Origin of the sequence: Melghirimyces algeriensis, assembly GCF_900182565.1 — a bacterium.
Classification (GTDB): Bacteria; Bacillota; Bacilli; order Thermoactinomycetales; family DSM-45169; genus Melghirimyces; species Melghirimyces algeriensis.
This window is the reverse complement of sequence record NZ_FXTI01000007.1, coordinates 102,669-124,371: the sequence shown is the minus strand read 5'-3', so window position 1 is coordinate 124,371 and position 21,703 is coordinate 102,669. Positions and strand designations below refer to the sequence as shown.

At 45.1% G+C, this 21,703-nt stretch carries 19 protein-coding genes and 1 pseudogene; 17 read left to right on the top strand and 3 right to left on the bottom strand.

Going from position 1 to position 21,703, the window contains the following annotated elements:
* The first annotated feature begins 117 nt into the window (after window positions 1-117).
* The 9 genes and pseudogenes from FN782_RS11380 to FN782_RS11335 form a co-directional block, all read left to right on the top strand.
* The gene (locus tag FN782_RS11380; RefSeq protein ID WP_246064932.1) at window positions 118-876 is read left to right on the top strand and encodes a C40 family peptidase; all 759 of its coding nucleotides are present in this window, start codon (window positions 118-120) and stop codon (window positions 874-876) included.
* 379 nt (window positions 877-1,255) lie between these two features.
* On the top strand, window positions 1,256-2,044 hold the full coding sequence (gene modA / locus FN782_RS11370) for a molybdate ABC transporter substrate-binding protein (protein WP_142505929.1): 789 nt from the start codon (window positions 1,256-1,258) through the stop codon (window positions 2,042-2,044).
* 2 nt (window positions 2,045-2,046) lie between these two features.
* A complete protein-coding gene (gene modB / locus FN782_RS11365; RefSeq protein ID WP_142505928.1) occupies window positions 2,047-2,727 on the top strand; it encodes a molybdate ABC transporter permease subunit in 681 nt (226 codons plus the stop codon).
* Between the two features lie 336 nt (window positions 2,728-3,063).
* Complete coding sequence (locus tag FN782_RS11360) at window positions 3,064-4,656, top strand: helix-turn-helix domain-containing protein (RefSeq protein ID WP_142505927.1); 1,593 nt, start codon at window positions 3,064-3,066, stop codon at window positions 4,654-4,656.
* Between the two features lie 228 nt (window positions 4,657-4,884).
* A complete protein-coding gene (gene bioB, locus FN782_RS11355; protein WP_142505926.1) occupies window positions 4,885-5,883 on the top strand; it encodes a biotin synthase BioB in 999 nt (332 codons plus the stop codon).
* A 265-nt stretch (window positions 5,884-6,148) separates the two neighbouring features.
* Window positions 6,149-6,985 carry a methyltransferase domain-containing protein gene (locus FN782_RS11350; protein ID WP_185956247.1) on the top strand — a complete coding sequence of 279 codons (837 nt, stop codon included), beginning with the start codon at window positions 6,149-6,151 and terminating at the stop codon, window positions 6,983-6,985.
* A 46-nt stretch (window positions 6,986-7,031) separates the two neighbouring features.
* Window positions 7,032-7,964 (top strand): ribonuclease Z, encoded by a 933-nt coding sequence (gene rnz / locus FN782_RS11345; protein WP_142505924.1) that lies wholly within the window; start codon window positions 7,032-7,034, stop codon window positions 7,962-7,964.
* 18 nt (window positions 7,965-7,982) lie between these two features.
* Window positions 7,983-8,429 carry a riboflavin biosynthesis intermediates N-glycosidase gene (locus tag FN782_RS11340; RefSeq protein ID WP_142505923.1) on the top strand — a complete coding sequence of 149 codons (447 nt, stop codon included), beginning with the start codon at window positions 7,983-7,985 and terminating at the stop codon, window positions 8,427-8,429.
* A gap of 98 nt (window positions 8,430-8,527) precedes the next feature.
* Window positions 8,528-8,785 (top strand): annotated as a pseudogene (locus tag FN782_RS11335) (zinc ribbon domain-containing protein); the annotation flags it as partial.
* Between the two features lie 67 nt (window positions 8,786-8,852).
* On the opposite strand, the gene FN782_RS11330 reads toward FN782_RS11335, so the two are convergent.
* From FN782_RS11330 to FN782_RS11320, 3 genes are all read right to left on the bottom strand, one after another.
* On the bottom strand, window positions 8,853-9,740 hold the full coding sequence (locus FN782_RS11330; protein WP_142505922.1) for a DUF6612 family protein: 888 nt from the start codon (window positions 9,738-9,740) through the stop codon (window positions 8,853-8,855).
* Window positions 9,741-9,974: 234 nt separating this feature from the next.
* Complete coding sequence (locus FN782_RS11325) at window positions 9,975-10,613, bottom strand: LysE family translocator (protein ID WP_142505921.1); 639 nt, start codon at window positions 10,611-10,613, stop codon at window positions 9,975-9,977.
* A complete protein-coding gene (locus tag FN782_RS11320; RefSeq protein WP_246064931.1) occupies window positions 10,613-11,323 on the bottom strand; it encodes a YqcI/YcgG family protein in 711 nt (236 codons plus the stop codon). The genes FN782_RS11325 and FN782_RS11320 overlap by 1 nt, the downstream gene beginning before the upstream one ends.
* Window positions 11,324-11,824: 501 nt before the next feature.
* On the opposite strand from FN782_RS11320, the gene FN782_RS11310 reads away from it, so the two are divergent.
* The 8 genes from FN782_RS11310 (at window position 11,825) to FN782_RS11270 (ending at window position 21,666) form a co-directional block, all read left to right on the top strand.
* The gene (locus tag FN782_RS11310) at window positions 11,825-12,118 is read left to right on the top strand and encodes a Rossmann-fold NAD(P)-binding domain-containing protein (RefSeq protein ID WP_142505918.1); all 294 of its coding nucleotides are present in this window, start codon (window positions 11,825-11,827) and stop codon (window positions 12,116-12,118) included.
* Window positions 12,119-12,404: 286 nt separating this feature from the next.
* Window positions 12,405-12,641 (top strand): 4Fe-4S dicluster domain-containing protein, encoded by a 237-nt coding sequence (locus tag FN782_RS11305; protein ID WP_142505917.1) that lies wholly within the window; start codon window positions 12,405-12,407, stop codon window positions 12,639-12,641.
* 216 nt (window positions 12,642-12,857) lie between these two features.
* A complete protein-coding gene (locus FN782_RS11300) occupies window positions 12,858-15,299 on the top strand; it encodes a 3-hydroxyacyl-CoA dehydrogenase/enoyl-CoA hydratase family protein (RefSeq protein WP_142505916.1) in 2,442 nt (813 codons plus the stop codon).
* 43 nt (window positions 15,300-15,342) lie between these two features.
* Window positions 15,343-16,524, top strand: a complete 1,182-nt coding sequence (locus FN782_RS11295; RefSeq protein ID WP_142505915.1) for an acetyl-CoA C-acetyltransferase — start codon at window positions 15,343-15,345, stop codon at window positions 16,522-16,524.
* Window positions 16,525-16,555: 31 nt separating this feature from the next.
* Window positions 16,556-18,331, top strand: a complete 1,776-nt coding sequence (locus tag FN782_RS11290; RefSeq protein ID WP_142505914.1) for an acyl-CoA dehydrogenase family protein — start codon at window positions 16,556-16,558, stop codon at window positions 18,329-18,331.
* Between the two features lie 382 nt (window positions 18,332-18,713).
* Window positions 18,714-19,271, top strand: coding sequence for a cysteine hydrolase family protein (locus FN782_RS11285; RefSeq protein WP_142505913.1), 558 nt, complete (start codon window positions 18,714-18,716; stop codon window positions 19,269-19,271).
* Window positions 19,272-19,923: 652 nt separating this feature from the next.
* Complete coding sequence (locus FN782_RS11275; protein ID WP_142505911.1) at window positions 19,924-20,217, top strand: TM2 domain-containing protein; 294 nt, start codon at window positions 19,924-19,926, stop codon at window positions 20,215-20,217.
* Between the two features lie 333 nt (window positions 20,218-20,550).
* Window positions 20,551-21,666: a hypothetical protein gene (locus FN782_RS11270; protein ID WP_142505910.1), complete on the top strand. Its 1,116-nt coding sequence runs from the start codon at window positions 20,551-20,553 to the stop codon at window positions 21,664-21,666.
* The last annotated feature ends 37 nt before the right edge of the window (window positions 21,667-21,703 follow it).

Below are 21,703 nucleotides of genomic sequence, written 5' to 3'. Positions count from 1 at the left end.
AATCTATGAAATGGATTTGTTTCAATGATTTTCCTCCCAATAATCCGGATGATCTATGCTAGGATATCGATGAACATGAAAGATCAGTAGAAAAATCAGTAGAAAAGGGAGGATATGATGAGACAGATAAGTCGATTGAAGAAAGTAATTCTTGCAACTACTGCCGTTGTCCTGGTGGGCACGACCGTACCCTTTACCGGGGAAGCGCATGCTGCCAGTTCCAATAATGTAAATGCCCATCGCATGGTACAAGACATTTTTTCACAGGTGGGTTTGGACTCTCCTTTCAAAGGTAAAACACCCACGGTTCAAAAGCAGAAGGTTCAAAAACAGGAAAACAATCAGGAGAAAGAACAAACTTCGCAGGAGGATTCTTCTGCAAATCAGCCGGCACAATCCGTACAACCGGCACAACAACCGGTTCAGGAGTCGGTAAAAGAGCAAACGACGGAACAACCAAAACCGGAGCAGAAAACGACCCAAGAAGAAGCGAATGATAGCTTTGGCGATCAAGTGATTGCAACCGGTGAAAAGTATCTGGGCGTTCCCTACAAATTTGGCGCCGAATACCCAAGCAGCGGGAAATTTGATTGCTCTTCCTTTACGCAGTATGTGTTTGCCAAGCATGGGGTAAAACTTCCCCGAACATCAAGACAGCAGTCCAAAGTAGGTGTGGAGGTTCCCAGAAGCCAAATGCAAAAAGGGGATTTGGTCTTCTTTAAACTGAAAGGCAGATCTGGAATTAGACACGTCGGGATCTACGCTGGGAATGGAAAGCTCCTTCACACATGGGGTCCTGGTGGTGTTCGCTATGATGAGATGAGTGATCGTTGGTTGGATTGGGGATTTGTAAAAGCAACTCGCGTCCGTCCCTGAAGACTTGATCGTTGACCCTTGTTCCTGGATGGAGCAAGGGTCTTTTATTTGTATTGTTTTTCTAAAAGATGATCCAAAAGCTGAAATTTTTCTTGTAAATCGCTGGATGACGGGACGTAGACAGAGTGAGAAGGCTGAAAGCCAGTCTAAACCGGGTTTTTCCGTTTTAAAATCTGGGGTTCATATTAAAAAAGGTGATTGCGGGGATGTTTTGAATTCATATCCGCTTCTATATAACTTTATGTTTAAAGTGACGAGAAATCATAGTCTTTCTGGATAGTTTTTTTTAAATAAGTGCTTTTCTGTGTACAAAATGATATGATAAACAGGATATAACTCTTACTTTGTTCGCGGGTGGGTCACCGAGAGGAGGTTAGAGTTGACCAAGCGAATCCCAGTCTTTATCTTCATTCTGTTATGCAGTTGTTTCTTGTTGCTTGGATGTGCAGGGAACAAGGATGACAGGGAAGTGGTGATTTTGGCGGCTTCCAGTTTGACCGACGCCGTTGGTGAGCTGGAGAGGGAATATGAAGCTCAACACCCGGATGTGGATCTGACAGTAAGCTTTGCTTCATCGGGTAAACTTCGTCAGCAGATTGAACAAGGAGCTCCTGCCGACCTGTTTCTTTCGGCTGGCAAACAAGAAATGGACAGGCTGGAGAAACAGGGACGAATCCTCTCTTCTACCCGAACGGAATTGTTGAGTAATCAACTGGTGCTCATTGTTCCTGAAAAACAGGGCAGAGAAGTTTATCCGGTTAAGCACCTTCGAGATCTTTATCCTGACAAAGTGGACAAGCTGGCGATTGGCGAACCGGAGACCGTTCCTGCCGGACGATATGCAAAAGAGTATCTGATAAGGAGTCACCGTTGGGACAAGCTTCATCCCAAAATGATTTTAGCAGGGAATGTTCGTCAGGTTTTGACTTATGTGGAATCCGGCAATGTGGACGCAGGGCTTGTCTATCAGAGCGATGTTCAACAGGCGAATGTCAAAATGGTGGACACGGTTCCCTCACAATTCCACTCTCCGATTGTTTATGTCGCTGCAATTGTTGAGAGTGCAGACAATCCACAACAGGCAAGAAGTGTTTTGCGTTGGTTGAAGGGAAGCCGTGGAAAGGATGTTTTTGAAAAACACGGCTTTAAAGGAGTGCCTGCTGAATAGCCATGATTGCCAATGATTTTTGGTCACCTGTATTCTTGTCTCTTCAGGTAACGATGACTTCCAGTATTCTTACCTTTTTATCCGCTATGGTTTTTGCCTGGATAATGACAGGTCGATGTTTTAAAGGGAAAATGCTTTTGGAAACCGTTGTGATGTTGCCGATGGTTCTTCCTCCAACAGTTGTCGGATTTGGGTTGTTGGCGATTTTGGGAAGGGAGAGCTGGCTGGGTGTGTTGCTGGAGCGGATGTTGGGACAACCACTTATATTTCATTGGTGGGCAGCAGTAGCAGCAGCTTCTGTCGTCTCTTTTCCATTGGTTTATCAGACGGTGAAAACCGGATTGGAAAATGTGGATCAAGAGCTGTTGGAGGCCGGAAGGGTGCTGGGAGCAAGAGAGTGGCAGTTGGCTTGGAAGGTTACGCTTCCTTTGTCTTGGCGATCGCTGTTGGCGGGTTACACTTTGGGGTTTGCCAGAGGGCTGGGAGAGTTTGGTGCGACACTGATGGTGGCTGGAAACATTCCAGGGAAAACCCAAACAGTGCCCACTGCCATCTATCTGGCAGTGGATATGGGTCGTTGGAACCTTGCGGGAGCTTGGGTTCTGGTTGTTGTGTGGATCTCTTTTTGTTTGTTGGGATTGGGGCATTGGGTCCGTTCTCGCGGTGCTTTGGGAACACGGTAAGCAATGAGTTTTTGTTAACCGGAGCCAAAAACTTTGATTCCTCCCATTAACAGTAGGAGAAAGATCAGTCCCAACAGAATGAAGAGATAGATATTGGCTCCCAGTTGCTTTAGCCAGTTCACAGAGATCCCTCCTGCAAAGTAAGTGTTTATTTACCAGTATATCGTATGTATGTAGGAAAACCCAGACTTGATGATCCGGAATAACTGACAGTTCAGCCCAGTGAATATGTCCACCGCCTGTACAACTTTTTTGACGGATAAACAGGATCTGGGCAAGTGAATCGGGAAGGATTTAAGTAGTCGTTAACCGGAATTGACAGCGGAGGTGGTTTGAGTGTCAAGAGAAATTGGCGCCCAGCTGAGACAAGCCCGGGAAGAGGCAGGATTGTCTTTGGAAGATATAAGGGAACAGACCCAAATTGATTCAGTAACACTGAAATCGTTGGAGAATGGGGATTTTCACAAAATATCCAGTCCATTTTATGTCCGGTCACATATTCGAGCCTATGCCAAACTTGTGGGGTTGGAGCCTACAAACTTACTGAAAAAATATCGTCCAATACCGGACGGAGATGATTGCAGAAAAAATGGCAATCAAACCAATGATTCGATCGGACAGCAGACAAGTGTTTTTCGGCCTGTCAATCAGGAAACGGGGAATCAGTCATCAGCGGAAGGTCTGCAAAAGACTTCTGTATTTCATGGCATACAAAAGTCCAAAATGGGTCATTCCAGCGGATCAGGTTCAATCAACCCAGGGAATCAGGAAAGTCAAAAACCTGTTTCCGGATCAGGCAATTCCTCTATTGAAGAAGAAAGTCTGCCGTCCCGGTCACAGTCTCAGGGAAAAAAGTGGTCGGCTGCCCGTTTGACAGAAACCCTGAAGATGCCGGCGTTGAAACTGAAGAATGATGAGCAGGAAGTAGATGATCATCTGGAAGAATCTGGAGAACAGCCATCTTTGTCAGGTCAAGAGGAAAGCCCGTTGGATGGAGGTTTGCCGTCCCGGTCGCAGAAAAAGTCTTCTTCCCGTCTAACCGAAACCCTGAAAATGCCGGCATTGAAACTGAAGAATGATGAGCAGGAAGCAGATGATCAGCTGAAAGAATCTGGAGAACAGCCATCTTTGTCAGGTCAAGAGGAAAGCCCATTGGACGGGAGTCTGCCATCCCGGTCGCAGAAAAAGTCTTCTTCCCGTCTAACCGAAACCCTGAAGATGCCGGCGTTGAAACGGGAGAACGATGAGCCGGAAGAAGAAAACCAACCAAAGGAATTCAGCGAACAACCCACTTTGTCGGGTCAAGAGGAAGGCCCATTGGATGGAAGCCTGCCATCCCGGTCACGGAAAATGGACCATCAACAGACAGAGGTATTGAATGTAGAAGGAGAGAATCAGAAAGAAAAAAGGAGGCTTTCCCGCTCCAAACAAAAGAAAACGGGTACCTCCAATGGAAAATGGAAGATCTGGACGGCAGTGGCCTCCATCATCTTGGTGGTTCCCGTTTCTGTTTGGATGTTTAACAGTGGTGCGGAAGGGTCGACCAAGAGTAGTGCGGACAGCAAAAAGGAGCAACCGAAACAAACCGAAATGGCTCAGGATGATAAGGGAAGTACCAAGCTGGCAAAGGTTGAGCCGGTGCGGAGTGATGGAAAGCAGATTGGAGAATACAAAGTAAGCCAACCAGGTATGGTGGCCATTCATATTAAATCCAATGGAGAAAGTTGGGTACAGATTCGCGAGACAAAAAAGGCAAATGATCGTTATTTAAAAGATGTGACACTGAAAAAAGCTGGAGATACCGTTGAATTTCAAGAGTCTGATATAAAGAGCGATTTGTGGATTCAGATCGGTTCTCCAGAAAATGTGGAGATTACAATCAACAATCAACCGATTCAACCCAAGTCGCTGATTCAACTGAAGAAATAGAAATGACGTCCCTGCAAGGGTATGAGCTTTCCAACTCATTGGAAGTTTAAAGTCTTTATTCAGCAGTCTTTCTCACGCCCCTGCAAGGGCGTTTTTTTTTGACGGTTTATGGTTTACATGATATACTCATGCCGCGATTGTAAACCTATTATATTACTTTGGTTTACATATTTGAATGGTTGTTCGACGATTCTGCGGATGATTTTATGTTAGGATGGAGGAGATAATATGTCTGATTTATTAGTGAATAATCCATGGGAAAAATGGGCGGAAAAAGCCTTGGAGGGAGGGTGGATTGACAAGGACGAGGCTTTACGTGTACTGGAGTCCAAAGATGATGAATTGCTTTTATTGCTTCACGCAGCTTATCGGGTACGGCAACACTATTTTGGAAAAAAAGTAAAGCTGAATATGATCTTTAATGCCAAAAGCGGTCTCTGTCCTGAAGATTGTGGCTATTGCTCCCAATCCATCGTTTCGAATGCCCCGGTTGAAAAGTACTCCTTTCTAAAAAAAGAGGTGCTGGTTGAAGGAGCAAGGGAAGCGATTAAGCGGAAGGCGGGAACCTATTGTATTGTGGCCAGTGGAAGAGGTCCTGGAAAGCGGGAGTTGGATTCGGTTTGTGAAGCCGTTCAGGAGATCAAGGCAGAGACAGATCTCAAGATTTGTGCCTGTTTGGGTCTGTTGACGGATGAACAGGCAAAACGGCTGAAAGAAGCGGGTGTAGACCGTTATAACCATAATTTGAATACGAGTCGTGAACACCATGAAGCCATCACGACGACACATACGTATGACGATCGTGTTCAAACCGTTACGAAAGTAAAACAGTCAGGGATCTCTCCTTGTTCAGGTTGTATTGTCGGAATGGGAGAGACGAATGAGCAGATTGTGGAACTCGCTTATGAATTACGATCTTTAGACGTTGATTCCATTCCAGTCAATTTTCTGCATGCCATTCCGGGGACACCATTGGAGAATATGGATGAACTGGACCCTGGACGATGTTTGAAAATACTGTGTCTTTTTCGCTTCCTGTGTCCTGACAAAGAAATTCGGATATCTGGAGGAAGAGAGGTTCAGCTGCGCACCGTTCAACCCTTGGCTCTCTATCCGGCGAATGCTATTTTTGTGGGGGATTACTTAACGACAGAGGGGCAGTTGGTGAAAGAAGATCATCAAATGATCCGGGATATGGGGTTTGAGATTGAAGGAGAAGAATGTTGACTTTGCGACGGAAAAACTGGGTGGAACTGGGAGTCAAACACATCCAAACGCAATCACCTTCGGTTACACGTTGTGTTCACCTGTGAGGTTGATCTATTTGGGAAGAAAGCGAATCACGTTGCCTGAATGATCCAGTGCAGGTGAAGAGGGCAGGGTGCTTGGGGGAATCTGTACGTTGAAGATCCACAGGCGTATTCCCTGCCTTTGTATATGGAAGAGATGTTTGATGCACAGCTCAATATTTTTTGTTAGGGAGCGGTGGAAGGTGAAGCCTGAGAAAAACAGAATTGCTTCTCAATTTAGTCGGTATGCACAGGAATATGATGGGCATGCTGTGGTTCAAAAGCGAATGGCACACCGGATCATCGAAACACTGGATGAACATGGAGTGGAAGCAAAGGAGATTCTTGAAGTGGGTTGTGGGACCGGATATTTGACTCAATTGCTAGTGGAACGGTTTCCCCATGCTTGTGTAACCGCAATCGACTTCGCAAAGGGTATGATCAAACTGGCTCAGGGACGTGTGGATTCGCATGTAAGATTCCAAATGGAAGATATTGAAATCCATTCTGTGGACTGGGAGCGGTACGATTTAATTGCGGGGAATGCTGTTATCCATTGGTTTCATCATGCTGAGTCCACCTTGCGGCAACTGGTGAATGGATTAAAACCCGGAGGCTTTATGGTGTGCTCTGCTTTTGGTCCGGATACCCTGAAAGAACTGGACTGGGTGTATCAACATATTACACAAGCGGTTGGGATCGCACATGGTCAAAAAGTAAAAACCCTTCGCACAATGGAGGAGTGGGAAAAGATATACAGAAACGTTGGAATTTGTAATCTCGCTTCTCTTCAGTGTTGGCATCGGATTGGCTATTCCTGTGTACGGGAATTATTGGATTCCATTCGTGCAATGGGAGTGGTTGCGATTCGGGGGGATGATCAACCCATCTCTCTTTTTCAGAGCAGTCACATAATGGAAGAGATCATCCATCGGTACAAGCGAGCCTTTCGAAATGTTGATGGGGGTGTTTATGCGACTTATCAGCTGATTCAATTGTATGGCTGGAAAAGAGACGAACGTTTGTTCCTGTTGAAATGAACCTACGGACGAATACAAATGGATCGATAGAATAGAGGGAGAAAAGATGGAAGTTGTTTTTTTGGGGACAGGAGCCGGGGTTCCGTCCAAGGATCGAAATGTTTCCTCCATTGCCCTGCGTTGGACAGAGTCAGGAGGAGATACTTGGTTGTTTGATTGCGGAGAGGCCACACAACATCGGATTCTTCATTCATCCGTCCGTCTATCCCGAATCAGTCGGATCTGGATCACTCATCTTCATGGTGATCATATTTTTGGCCTTCCAGGTCTATTGGGGAGCCGTTCCTTTCAGGACGCAAAGAGACCGCTTACTTTGTACGGACCCGAAGGATTGGAAAAATTTATCCAATCTTCATTGGAGGTAAGTGGGACCCATCTGCGCTATCCCTTGCACATTGTAGAAGTGTGTGATGGGGACCATCTGGAGTGCGAGGGAATCCGGGTTCAAGTCGCCCGTCTGGAACACGGAATCCCTTCCTACGGTTACCGGATCAAAGAGCCGGATGGGCCAGGTGCGTTGGATGCAGAGCGGTTAAGACGGGAAAGGGTTCCGCCAGGTCCGCACGTTCAACAGATTAAGGAAGGAAAGAAGGTTTCTCTTCCTGATGGTCGAATGATTGATGGTCGAAAGTATCTGGGACCATCACGCTCAGGAAGACATTTGGCCATTCTGGGAGATACGCGTCCCACTCCGGCAGCGAAAGAACTGGCTCATGGAGTGGATCTTCTTATACATGAAGCCACATACGCGGCCGATCAAGAAGCGTTGGCCTGGAACTATTTCCATTCCACCTCTGTTCAAGCTGCGGAACTTGCCTTGGCTGCTGGGGTGAGACGTTTGGTCGTGACCCATATCAGTCCCCGCTATTCATTGGACGAGGGAAAGCGCTTGGCTGAAGAGGCTCAGGCTGTATTTTCCGATACAGAGGTTGCCAGGGACGGCTTTGCCATCCGTATAGAGAAGAGAATTGTAAAGTGAATTGGGAGGGGACCCGGTTTGTCATCAAACATTATTCGATTTTACAGAGTAAAGGATCAATACGGATTCTTTTCCAATTTTGCTCCCTATCCGATTAAACGAAAGGGAAAGGTCTGGCCCACTTCGGAACATTATTTTCAGGCACAGAAATTTGCCGGGACCGAGTGGGAGGAGAAAATTCGGAGGGAGTCCTCCCCCATGAATGCCGCACGGATTGGAAGGAGTCGCAAGCTTCCATTAAGAGAGGATTGGGAAGCGGTTAAGGATGAGGTGATGAAGGAAGCTGTCTATGCGACGTTTACCCAGCATCCTGATTTAAAAAACGCCCTCTTGAAAACGGAAAGGGCAGTTTTGGTGGAACATACGGACAAGGACCACTACTGGGGAGACGGGAAAGATGGGATGGGAAAAAACAGACTGGGTGAGATTTTGATGGAGGTAAGAGAGCTCTTGCAAAGAAGTTGATCTTGTTGATGTGAGACCATTATAAAAGAAAACCGACCTTCTTTGGATGAAGGCCGGTTTTTAAATTATAGAATGCGAGCGGGAAAACCCACACCGATGCTTCTTGGTCTGAATTTGTAGCCATGTTGAAATATAAGGCTAAATGGTACGGTAGAACCATTGTTAAAGTAGGTAAAACCTTTCCATCTAGCCAACTATGCTCCAACTGTGGGCATCGCCATAAAGAGGTAAAGAACCTCAATCTAAGAGAGTGGACATGACCGGAGTGTCAAACTCACCATGACAGAGACATCAATGCATCCATCAATATCTTGCAAGAAGGTATGAGGCTTTTCACCGCTGGACTGGCGGGTTGAGCTTGGTCAATATCCTGTCAATTGACGGGAGTTCCCAAGAATCCCACGGCTTCAGCTGTGTGGAGTGTCAAGGTGTGAATTCTTTTGCCTGGTCTTTAATTTCTTGGGGTACTTCAATGGTTCCATTAAACTCGCCGTTGCGCTTCATTGTCATGGCTTGTTCCACCTTAATCGTACTGGATTGGTCACCTTGAGATACAGGAATCTCCAGAATGACCGTTTGCTCAGTCTTGGAGTTTTCAAACGATTTTTTATCAATATGGATCAATTGTTCCACTTTTGTAAATTTGATACGGTCTTCTTGAACGGGAAGGCCACTCTGCTTCAAACCTGGCATCATTTCTGCCTTGAACTGTTTCATAAACTCCTGATGAATTTTTCCACTCTGTGGATCACCGATATCCAGTGTCAAGAGATATTCATCTTCTGTTTCTTTCATGGAGAGAAAGTCGAATTTTTCATTTTTGTCTCCGGAAATCAGATCAATCAGCTGTTTCAGTGTCTGATTTGGTTTCTGCATCTGGTTTTTGGGAACTTGCAGATTAGCCCCTTTGCTTTTCAGCCATTGATTATTGGGTGCTTTTTGGTAGATTTCATCCCCGACCTGATACATTTCCATGTCGATGGTCTGACCGTTTCCTTGAATGGCTCCCTTGGTATGAACGGAAGCAGGGTCATTGGTCATTTTAATGTCCATTTTCACGGTTTGGGATATCTTTTGGCTGGAACCATTGGCCTCAATGATAAAATCCTGTGTGCCCTCCGTGGTATAACTGCTTCCTTTGTTTTCCTGAAGTGCTTTTTGGTTTTTTTGGATGACTTCCGTCACAGATAATTTTTCAGCTTTGGTCGACTTTTCAGTATCCTCTTTTGCTTGCGGGTCCGATTGTTGGCATCCACCCAAAACCAGTGCAATGACCAAAAAAGGAATCAAGTAATGAAATTTTCGATACATTATGCCCCATCCTTTTATGTATTTATAAATTCATTATCACATAACATGGATATAGACACAATATAAAGAAGAGGGTTTGGGGGAGCAAAGGATTTACTTCAAAAGGGGTTCCGCCAGCAATTTGAGAAAATCCTACGCTAAGCGGAAAGTTAGAGTAGGGATATACTTAAAAAGATGGTGCCTGGTGGCCGGATTACCGTCGCATCCCCAAAACCTAGCAAAAACCCCATTGCTTCACAACATGTGAATTACACTTTCTATCGCTCGAAATCCAAAGAAGGCTCCAAACCCGATAAGGGCAAAGCCAGCGGATACCGAAACCCATTTCATATACTTCTGGTTTATAAATTTGCGACCGTAATGAACAGAGATAGAAACAAACAAATCCCATACAATGATTCCAATAAAAATCGCGCTACTATACAACAAAGCATTACCTTCCCCAACTGACTCTACAGTTGAAGCCAGCACCGATCCGTATATCCCGATCCAGAATATGATATTTTGCGGATTGGATATGGCAATGAGGAACCCTGAAAAGAATGCCTTGGATGTTTTAGAATCTAATTTACTTTGAACAGCAACATCCACATCCTTAAATGCTTCTTTAATACTCTCGTAACCTAGGTATAGGAGAACAAAGAAGCCGGCGACCCATAGAATCAGCTTAGCCAATGGATAGGTTAAAACCGATGCCACTCCAAAATAGATTAAAAACATTAAAACCACATCAGCCGACATTCCACCAATACCCACTAACCAAGAATGGGTAAAGCCATGCTTCATACCTCTCTTGATCATCTCAATCGTTATGGCTCCAATAGGCACGGATAGAGACAAACCGAGTAAAACAAAGCTCAAGAAGGTACCCATTAATCTCTCCCCTTTTTAGTGAAAGGACACCGAACAACACTTTCTTCATTGGTATCAGGCAGAATGTACTGCATCCACTCCCTTGTCTGTTCCGTCCCGTAATCCCCGATATCCGGATGCGGGGGAATCAGATCATACTGCTTCAACCGCTCCCGAATAGTTTTTCTTACTTGCTTCCCTTTTTTTGTATCACCAGTGATATCATCAAGCGTACCACGAGGCTGCATTGTAATTTCTAAGGCATATGGTGTGTATCTGCTTTTTCTTGCTGAATAAAAAGGAGCTCGTGCTACTACAAAAATGGGTTCCCCTGCAAAACAAAATTCCCACTTAGGGTCTTCCGGGTTATGGGGGATATCGGACGGCCAAGGATCGGGGTCATGATTAGCTAAATACTGAAGTACGTGCCAGAATTGACGTTTGTAGTCCTCAGCTTGGAGATTATTGCTAGATGGCTTGAAAAAGGTAATGAATGTCGTTCTCTTCCCTATTTTCTGATAAACCTGGATATACTCATATAAACCATCCCTTAGCCGATTCAATTCGTTCTTGTCATATGGAGAGTCAATAAATATGTATCTTGCTAATCCTTTTTTCTCGGCTTCTACGGCGAAGTAGCAGGGAAATGGCGAGCTTTCATCAAGGATGTTTTCTTGGAAATGAATAAAACTTTTACATCTCCAATCTTCCGTTCCATACGCCTCAATCAACCCTTGAATGTGCCTTGATCAAGCAAATGATCGTTTTGTGTTATTTTCATCTCTATATGCCCCTTTCCTTTTCTCTTGAAGAAAATATAGCATATTTGGGAAAATTACCAAAAATCAATTGCCGACTTGCATTCATCAAAAAATCGTTTTCAACAGTCCTGTTTTTATTATTTCTTCATTTTATTGTAAATATCGAGCTGACATAATAATCCTTCCACCTTATACGTATGGATTGCTTCTTCGGCGGGGTGCCGAATGATATCCCCGATGAATCGAGAGGGAAGCTTCTCCGGGAGAGAGCTGACAAGATCGAGGAAACCATCCGGGAGGAATACGGTATCATCCTTTCACGTTACAGTAGTATCGGCTATTGGACCAAAGCATTGTTACTACGAGCAATGAAAAAGGATCATGTCTTACCCTTGATCCACTGGGTCCTTCGCTGGCTACAGGAACGAAAAATCATCTTCCCGGCCATCACCACAGTGGGGATACATGGCGTTGAGCAGAAGAAAATATTTACTGCTTTTAACATATACTAGAAATCAGATCGTAGAAAAGCTGCAACAAGTGATGAACAAATCGCTCTCTGCCCGTTCACTTTCCAAATGGATGTTGCGGGGGATGGGGTGGTTTTATATTGATATGCGTGAGATGGTGGAATTGTATTATCTTTACAATCACCGGTTTGTATTGGATACAAAGAAATATGAAAAATATATCGGCTCCCTGCCAGTAACTGAGCTAGAGGAAGGATTGCGTGAAACAGTAAACGCCAAACAGCAAGGGATGTAAGTATCATTGTAAGGAGGTTGTCCGCTTGTGGGACGGAAAGTGAGAGATTTTTCTCTCGTCAAGTCCCCCCTTTTTTTGTTATCTTAAATGTATAGGTGAAAACTCGCTTATATGAAAAATCTGTGTTTTCAGTTCCTTTCCTCCCATTCCACTATCAGCGTTTTGAATCAGGACTGGACGGGGAATAATATGCGGAGAAAGATGTGATCTGAATGGAGCGGGCCGGAAACAAGATTTTTCCTGAGAAAGGACTCGTGGACAATTAAACTGAAGGGGGTAATTTAATTTGGCCTTTGTAATCACTTCTCCCTGTAAGGATGAAAAAGCGGCAGAGTGTGTGGAAGTATGTCCAGTGGATTGTATTCATTCGGACGAAGTCATGTTTTATATTGATCCTGATACGTGTATTGAATGTGGAGCATGTGAGCCGGCTTGCCCGGTGGAAGCCATTTATGAAGAAGAGATGGTTCCAGAGGAAGAGAAGGAGTATATTCAGATTAACGCCGATTTCTTTAAAAAATGAATGAATAAAGCGGGCATCTTTGTGCCCGCTTTATTTGCGATTTTCTGGCAAATCGAAAAAGTTGAGTAGAAACCCTTGACGAAGAGACCGAAGACGGTCAATAATAATATTTGAAGAATAAAATAGAAGTAGGGAGAAAGAGGTTGTGGATGGATGAGTCATCCCTACCTCCACCTGTCCACATTATGGAGAGGTTTTTTTCTACCCTTTAAATGAATGACCATTCATTCAACAGGGCCTTTGAGAGGAGGAGTACTCTTGGTGAGAATCAAGAAAGCGGCCGTGATCGGAGCTGGCGTCATGGGGGCTTCTATCGCCGGTCACTTGGCCAATGCTGGGATTCGCACAGTCCTTCTGGACATCGTACCCAAGGAATTGACAGAAAAAGAGAAGGCAAAAGGGTTGACGTTAAACGACAAGGTGGTCCGCAATCGGATTGCTCGGAATGGAAAAGAACGGCTTTATAAGGAGAAGCCCAGTCCGATTTTCCATAAAAAGACCGCTGATCTGATCGAGGTTGGGAACTTGGAGGATGATCTGGAAAAACTGGGTGAAGTGGACTGGATTATCGAAGCGATTATTGAAAACTTGAAAATTAAACAGGGTTTATTCGAAAAAGTGGAAAATGTTTGGAAGCCGGGCACTCTTGTCAGTTCCAATACGTCCGGAATCTCCATTCACGACATGGTGGAGGGGCGATCGGCTGAGTTTCGATCCCATTTCATGGGAACGCACTTCTTCAATCCACCGCGATATATGAAGTTACTGGAGATCATTCCAACAAAAGATACTGATGAACGATTCGTCAATGGAATGAAAGCGTTTGCCGAGTCTGTGCTGGGCAAAGGTGTGGTCAATGCCAAGGATACGCCCAACTTTATTGCCAATCGAATCGGTGTATATGGATTGCAGATCACCTTTCAAAAGATGTTGAGAGACGGATTGGGTCCGGATGAAGTCGATTCCATCACCGGTCGCGCAATGGGGCGTCCAAAAAGTGCCACCTTCCGGACCTTGGATCTCGTCGGACTGGATACATTTGTTCATGTATCGGATAATGTGCGTGAAAATGTGCAAGATCCTAATGAGAAAAAAGTATTTGAAGTGCCAGAGCTCCTTCGGGAGATGGTGGAAAAGGGTCAGCTTGGGGCCAAAAGTGGTGAAGGATTCTTTAAAAAGGTAAAAAGTGATAAAGGAAAAGAGATTCTTGTTCTGGATCCAAAGACGAAAGAGTACCGTTCCAGAAAAAAATTGAAAGCACCTTCTCTGGAGATGGCCAAACGGGCGAAGTCCATGAAAGAACAACTCCGGGCGTTAGTTTATGCGGATGATACAGCGGGACGCTTTGCCTGGTATATTGCGAAGAAAGTGCTTCTTTACTCTGCGGAACGGATTCCGGAAATTGCGGATGATATTGTAAGTGTGGATCAGGCCATGCGGTGGGGTTTTAACTGGGATCTCGGTCCTTTTGAATTCTGGGATGCCATCGGCGTGGAGAAATCGGTGGCACGGATGAAGGAAGAAGGAGAAACGATTCCACCGTTGGTCGAAGAACTTCTGGCTTCCGGATCCAAGTCCTTCTATAAAAAGACAGAAGATGCTTCAAAAGCGTTTCATATTGGCGGTCACTATCAAACGGTGGATGAGCATCCCAAAACGATTGATTTGGCCCGTCTAAAAGAGCAGGGACGTGTGATCAGGTCCAATAAAGGGGCCAGTTTGATCGACATTGGGGATGATGTCGCATGTCTGGAATTTCATTCCCCGAAAAACGCCATTGCCGCAGATATTATCCAAATGATACACACTTCTGTTAAAGAAGTTTCTGCCAACTACCGCGGTCTGGTGATCGGAAACCAGGGAGCCAATTTCTGTGTTGGGGCGAACTTGATGTTTATTCTGATGGAGGCCCAGGATCAGAATTGGCCGGAATTGGATTTGATGGTTCGACAATTTCAAAAAGCGATGGGATCACTCCGTTATGTCGATAAACCTGTTGTGGCTGCGCCATTTAATATGACGCTTGGAGGTGGGGTAGAGGCTTCACTGCCCTGTGATCGAATCCAAGCTTCCTCTGAGCTGTATATGGGATTGGTGGAAACCGGCGTCGGCTTGATTCCCGGTGGTGGCGGCAACAAAGAGATGTTGCTTCGTTGGATGGACGGGGTGGACCCGAAAGAGCGGATTTCTCTTCAGCCGCTGGTGAATCATGTGTTTGAAACGATTGCTATGGCCAAAGTTTCGACCAGTGCTGTGGAAGCACGGGATTATAAGTTTTTGCGCCGTGAGGATGGAATTACAATGAATGCCGATCATCTCCTGTATGATGCCAAACAACAGGTGTTGGCCTTGGATGCGTCAGGATATCAGCCTCCACAACCGAAAAAGATTCCGGTGGTCGGTGAAACGGGCTACAACACATTGCGTTTGGGAGCTTATGGGATGTTGCAGTCCGGTTATATCAGTGAACACGACTACAAGATTGCCGGAAAATTGGCCTATGTATTGGCTGGAGGAGAAGTGCCGGAAGGGACCTTGGTGGATGAACAATATCTCTTGGATATTGAGCGGGAAGCGTTCCTCAGCTTGGCAGGCGAACCCAAGTCCCAGCAACGGATGCAACATATGTTGACCAAAAATAAACCCCTCAGAAACTGAAGGGTGCCGGGGATGCCAAACCCAACTGAAGGAGGAGAGGAGTATGCGTGAAGCAGTCATTGTGGCCGCGGCACGGACCGCTGTGGGAAAAGCGAACCGTGGCTCGTTGAAAGATACCCGTCCTGATGACTTGGGAGCGTTTGTTGTCCAGGATTTGATGAAGCGGGTACCCCAGTTAGATTCAAACGAAGTGGAAGATGTGATTATGGGGTGTTCCTTCCCTGAAGGAGAACAGGGGATGAACCTGGCCCGTGTGATTGCGATGCGGGCGGGACTTCCCACAAAGGCGGCAGGGATGACCATCAACCGGTTCTGTTCTTCAGGACTTCAGTCCATTGCCCTTGCTGCCCAGCATATTATGGCCGGTTTTGCCGATACCGTGATTGCAGGTGGTGTGGAGAGTATGAGCATGGTTCCGATGGGGGGGTACAAACCGGCGCCCAACCCGTGGTTGATGGATCATGCTCCTGAACTGTATATGTCCATGGGACACACAGCAGAAGAAGTGGCGAAACGTTATAACGTGACGCGTGAGGATCAAGATCAATTCGCCCTCCGGAGTCATCAAAATGCCCTTCAAGCCATTGATGAAGGAAAATTCAAGGATGAAATCGTTCCAGTAACCGTTAAAAAACGGTATGTGGGCGATGACAATCGGTTACATGAAGAATCGTTTACGTTTGATACAGATGAAGGTCCTCGTCGGGGAACCTCTTTGGAAGCATTGAGCAAATTGCGCCCGGTTTTCCGGGTCGGTGGTTCTGTTACAGCCGGAAATGCCTCTCAGACCAGCGATGGTGCTGCCGGAGTCATTGTGATGTCACGGGAAAAAGCGGAATCTCTCGGTATTCAACCGCTCGCAGTCTTTCGCTCTTTCTGTGTCGGTGGAGTGGACCCCGATGTGATGGGGATCGGTCCGATCGTCGCGGTACCAAAAGCTCTTGAAAAAGCAGGTCTTACCTTGGATCAAATTGACTTGGTGGAGTTGAATGAAGCTTTTGCTTCTCAAGCCATTCAAGTGATTCGTCATTTGGATATTAATCCAGATATCGTCAATGTCAATGGCGGGGCGATCGCATTGGGTCATCCGCTGGGATGTTCCGGAGCCAAACTGACCGTGACCATTCTAAATGAGTTGAAGCGCAGAAAAGGCAAATACGGTTTGGTCACCATGTGTATGGGTGGAGGTATGGGTGCAGCTGGTGTGTTTGAAATGGTGAATTAACCGTCGATACCAAAAAGGGAGGAATGAAGAAATGGCGGAAAAAACCATTACCAAAGGGGGTAGCTATCTCCTCGAAGAGCATAGCCTTGAGGATGTTTTTACCCCGGAAGAGATCAATGAAGAACAGAAAATGATCGGCAAGACGACTGAAGACTTCGTAAAGGATCAAGTATGGCCTGTTTTGGAAGAGATCGAAAACCATAACTTTGACCACACCGTCAATTTGCTGAAGCAGGCCGGTGAGCTCGGTTTGCTGGGTGCGGATGTGCCGGAAGCTTATGGAGGATTGGGTCTGGACAAGATCTCTTCCACACTGCTCACAGAAAAGCTCGCTGTGGGCCGTGCCTTTGCCTTGAGTCATGGAGCCCATGTCGGCATTGGTACATTGCCGATCGTCTTTTTTGGCAATAAGGAACAGAAAGAAAAATATCTCCCAGGATTGGCCACAGGTGAGACGTTTGCCGCTTACGCATTGACGGAACCGGGTTCCGGCTCGGATGCTCTCGGTGCCAAAACGGTTGCAAAACTTTCCGAGGATGGTAAGCATTATCTTTTGACCGGGGAGAAGCAGTGGATTACCAACTCTGCCTTTGCTGATGTTTTTGTCGTTTATGCCAAGGTGGACGGAGAGCATTTTACAGCCTTTATTGTGGAACGGGACTTTCCAGGTGTTTCCACCGGTCCGGAAGAGAAGAAGATGGGAATCAAGGGCTCTTCCACTCGAACACTGATCTTGGATGAGGCCAAAGTTCCAGTGGAGAATGTATTGGGGGAAGTCGGAAAAGGACATCTGATCGCTTTTAATATCCTGAATATCGGCCGTTATAAACTGGGAGTCGGCTGTGTTGGTTCATGCAAACGGGCGATCGAAATTTCAGCCAAGTATGCCAATGAGCGCAAGCAATTTAAGCAACCCATCGCCAAATTTCCGCTGATTCAGGAGAAATTAGCGGTAATGGCTGCAAAAACCTATGCTTTGGAAAGCAGTATTTACCGTACAGCAGGATTCTTTGAAAAAGGCCTTTCCCATCTGGATCATGCGGAAGGTGCCGAGGCGGCCAAGGCAATTGCCGAATATGCTTTGGAGTGTTCCATCACCAAAGTGTTGGGCTCGGAAGTACTGGATTATGTGGTGGATGAAGGGGTCCAGATTCACGGCGGATACGGTTTTATGCAGGAATATGAAATTGAAAATATGTATCGTGATTCCCGGATCAACCGAATTTTTGAAGGAACCAATGAGATTAACCGTCTGTTGATTCCCGCCACCCTGATGCGGAAAGTGATGAAGGGTGAATTGCCGTTTATGGAGCAAGCTTCTGGTCTTCAGGAAGAGCTGATGATGATGATGCCGACGCTTTCTGAAGAGGAGCCGGGGCTTTTGGAGCCAGAGGCGGAACGAATTGACTATGCCAAGAAAATCTTTATGATGGTAGCGGGTCTGGCTGTGGAGAAGTATCAGACGGAGTTGGAAAAACAACAGGAGATTATCCGGGATCTGGCGGATATCGCGATTGAAATCTTCGCCATGGAAAGTGCTTATTTACGGGCGAAAAAAGCGTTACAGAAAGAGGGAGCGGAAAAGGCTCAAGCCAAGGTGGATATGACGACGGCTTATGTCTATGAAGCGTTCCCGCGCATTGAACAACGGGCCAAGCATACATTGACGGCTATGGAGGAAGGAGATACCCTGCGTACCCAGCTTTCCATCCTGAAGAAATTGACCCGATATGAACCGATTAACGAAGTGAAATTGAAACGTATCATTGCCAAAAGAATCCTGAAAGCGGAAGCGTACGAGGTTTAATAAAAAACTGTCATGGGTTTGGTCAAGTTCCTAATTTGTAGACACGTGTAAAAAGCCCCATGTTAAGCTACAATTTGGCGCCTGTATTCTACAGGCGTCAAATTGTTTCATTTCAGTTGAACCCGCTGTTCAATGTAGAACACGGTTCAATCCGTTTTTGCAATTTTACTACATTTGGGATAATATACAGGTAGAGAGCTTCTTTCTTCAAGTGGGAAAAGAAGCTTTCCATGCAGGCACTGTCAAAGCAAATGCCTTGTCATTTTGTTTAGGAGGTAGATATTATGACGAACAAAAAATATATTGGTCTGAAGAATACTAAGGGGAATACGGCTAAATAAAAAATTATGGCGTTTCCCCACATTTGAAAGGGGAAAATCATTTGAACCAATCGTTGTTAATTATTGATGCCCAACAAGAATTAATTGATGGTAATCAGGAAGCAAGTGCTGTTTTTGGCAAAGAGCAACTTATCAGGAATATCAATATAGTGATCGGAAAGGCGAAAAATTACAATATTCCAATTATTTTTGTAAGGGATCTTGATGTTGCTGAAGGTAGAGGTAAAGGATTTCAAGTTCACGATGAAATCAATGTACCTCAGGAGGCAGAGATTTTCGACAAAGCTGCAACGAATTCCTTCCATGGGACGGAACTTTTAAGTCATTTACAATCTAAAGAGATAGAACATGTTGTTATTATGGGCTGTGCAACACAGCACTGTATAGATAGTGCAGTCAGAACAGCAACGATTTGTGGTTTGGATGTCACATTAGTAAGTGATGGACATTCAACAACGGACAGTGATGTTCTAAGTGCAGAACAAATTATAAAGCATCATAATGAAACGCTTCATGGCCATTACAATGTTGAACACTTTTCCATTGTAAGAAATGCAGAAGAAGACTTGTTTAATCCAACTCATGATTCATATAGATAAAAATAAAAGTCCGGTACAAAACCATGAACGAAAACGGATGGACTTAGTTGAAACTAGCGGGAAAACTGGGAGTACCACAAGAGTCCATTCGTCGTTTAGATCGAAACCGACGACATAAAGGTCACTCGCTTTAGGAGTAGACGTTAAGAGAGGTAACATACGGGTAGAGAGCTTCTTTCTTCAAGTGGGAAAAAACAGGCATTGTCAAAGCAATTGTCTCGTCGTGACATACTGCGCCCGATCAAGCATGTCGTGGTACGCTTGGGATGTGGACAGGAATCCTTGGTCGCTAAGGAGAGGGTTCCGGACACATCCTTTTTTTTGAATCGGTTTGTTCCAAGTTTGAAGGAGCAAGGCATTGTCGTTTCGTTGGCTGATCTGAAAGGCGATAAATCTCATTGTTGAACAGATCTATGATTGCAGACAAGATAAAGCTATATCTTTTTGTTTGTATTGATGTATCAAACGTCCCGCATCATGGATTTCCCAGCTTTTCCGCTGTCTCAGGGGTTTCCAGTGTCTACCTTAAGGGGTATGCACATCAGTTTGCCCAGGGAGTTTTTTTGTGGATGGTGCGTCAAAATTCCCATACTCTGGATCAATCGATCTTTGGTATGATATAGAGAAAGACTATTTGACTTAGGTGTTGCATATGGCGGAATCCAAAAACTTTCACACACCCGAAAGAAACCACCGGGAACGTTTGATCACAGCTTATGGATTATGGCTTTTTTTGGGTGTGTTTGGAGCTCATCGATTTTATTTGGGAAGAATCCAAACCGGATTACTGATGGCTTTGGTGGGTCCTTTTTTTCTGGCTTTCGGTTTGTTCTTTTATCTGTTGCCAGGATTAAACATTTCTCCATTGCTGGTCATCTCACCATTTCTCCTTTGGTTGATTTCTGATGCAATCAGGCTTCCAAAGTGGCTGGCAGAACAAAAATAAAATGAGACTGCTGACAAAGGTCAATTCTAGAAAAGTGGAAGATTTCCGGTGAAGCAGAGGGATTCGACTTCTTTGTGGAGGAAAGAGGTGCAGAGAACGGAAATTATACTCCGCTACCTTGTCTTCAGTCTCCAATAAAACGGAGATATTTTGCGAGAAATCCTTAAGGGATTTCTTTTGTTTTTTTCAGATACAATTAATATTCTCTCTATTATTTCGACAATCTTTTTATAAAAACGATGAAATTAGCGGTTGATATTTTATAGATTTACTCAAAAAAATATAATAAAATAAAAAGTAAATAAATGGTATACAGATCCGGAGGTGATTCAAATGCATCGTTGGGTAGGTTATTGGCTGATGATTTGTTTTGCTCTTCCCATCCTGTTGGCGCTCATGTATGTATGTGTCTACCAGCGTTTGTTAGATACTCCGGATTATTATCCTTTTTGGTTGGCGGAGTCCTATTTTTATCTGGGACTTCCTGCAGTGGCTCTCTTGACTTGGAAAATACACTGGGGAAAGAAACATCCAGTTCAATATTTGACCATCACAGTGATGATGTTGATCGGAATCCTCTATCTGGGAACCAAGGAAGTACAGGATCATCTTGGGGATGTGACAACCGCTCAGGTGCACCCGTTGGGGCTGGTGGAAAAGCAATTGATTGCAAAAGAAGGCACCTATGAGATTCCTTACTTTCCTGTTTCTCAGGAAGGCTTGGTGAAAGCCATTAAGGAAGGAGAAAACCTGGACGTTACTCTTGTTTCCGATCAAGGGATTATCCTTTCATTTGCAGACAAAAGCTATGCTTCCTATACTCTGTTGGATCGGTTGCTGGATCAAGCATTGGGCATTCTTGCTGTAGGCGTCTTTAGTGTTTTTTTCTATGTTGTGATGTCTGTTTGGTGGAGAGAGTTATATATAGATAACAATGAGCTTCGTATTCAGCGTTGGTGGAAAGTGAAGCAGATTCCATTTTCGGATATTATTCTTATTCGCCTGGATTCCTTTGAAGAAGAGATTCAGGTGGAAACGGAAGAAACAGTGTATAACTTTCCCTATGATACAGAGCGAGCAAAGATGTTGGCTCAAGCGGCGGACGAAATAGGGTTGGATTCCATCCGGAATGGAACACAATGGATTCGTGCCGCACAGTATCGGGAAGTTCGATTGGAAGAGAATCAGGTGATCCTTGATGGTCATCAACCGATCAACCTTCCCTATGAATGTATAGCCGCCCTTTACTGGGACCCTGTTGTGCAGATTACGCTTCTGGATGATTCACGTTATACGATTACAGACGTTCGGTATACGGATCGGGCCTGGTTTGAAGAGTTGGCCCGGAAAGTGCGCAATGTGTGGGAAAAAGATGGACTAGAATACTCGATGGAAGTGGAACCGAAAGGCGGGGCACTGGCGCTTACTCTTCATGAGTGGCTGCATTGAGACTCCACACGCCTGAAGGTGCATTCTTGGGTAGTTA

Bases quoted from the DNA above. Each gene is read 5' to 3' on its own strand.
- bioB (WP_142505926.1), top strand. From the start codon at position 4,885: ATGTCTGATTTATTAGTGAATAATCCATGGGAAAAATGGGCGGAAAAA.
- FN782_RS11300 (WP_142505916.1), top strand. From the start codon at position 12,858: ATGACCATTCATTCAACAGGGCCTTTGAGAGGAGGAGTACTCTTGGTG.
- rnz (WP_142505924.1), top strand. From the start codon at position 7,032: ATGGAAGTTGTTTTTTTGGGGACAGGAGCCGGGGTTCCGTCCAAGGAT.
- FN782_RS11330 (WP_142505922.1), bottom strand. From the start codon at position 9,740: ATGTATCGAAAATTTCATTACTTGATTCCTTTTTTGGTCATTGCACTG.
- FN782_RS11295 (WP_142505915.1), top strand. From the start codon at position 15,343: ATGCGTGAAGCAGTCATTGTGGCCGCGGCACGGACCGCTGTGGGAAAA.
- modB (WP_142505928.1), top strand. From the start codon at position 2,047: ATGATTGCCAATGATTTTTGGTCACCTGTATTCTTGTCTCTTCAGGTA.
- FN782_RS11325 (WP_142505921.1), bottom strand. From the start codon at position 10,613: ATGGGTACCTTCTTGAGCTTTGTTTTACTCGGTTTGTCTCTATCCGTG.
- FN782_RS11270 (WP_142505910.1), top strand. From the start codon at position 20,551: ATGCATCGTTGGGTAGGTTATTGGCTGATGATTTGTTTTGCTCTTCCC.
- FN782_RS11290 (WP_142505914.1), top strand. From the start codon at position 16,556: ATGGCGGAAAAAACCATTACCAAAGGGGGTAGCTATCTCCTCGAAGAG.
- FN782_RS11380 (WP_246064932.1), top strand. From the start codon at position 118: ATGAGACAGATAAGTCGATTGAAGAAAGTAATTCTTGCAACTACTGCC.
- FN782_RS11275 (WP_142505911.1), top strand. From the start codon at position 19,924: ATGGCGGAATCCAAAAACTTTCACACACCCGAAAGAAACCACCGGGAA.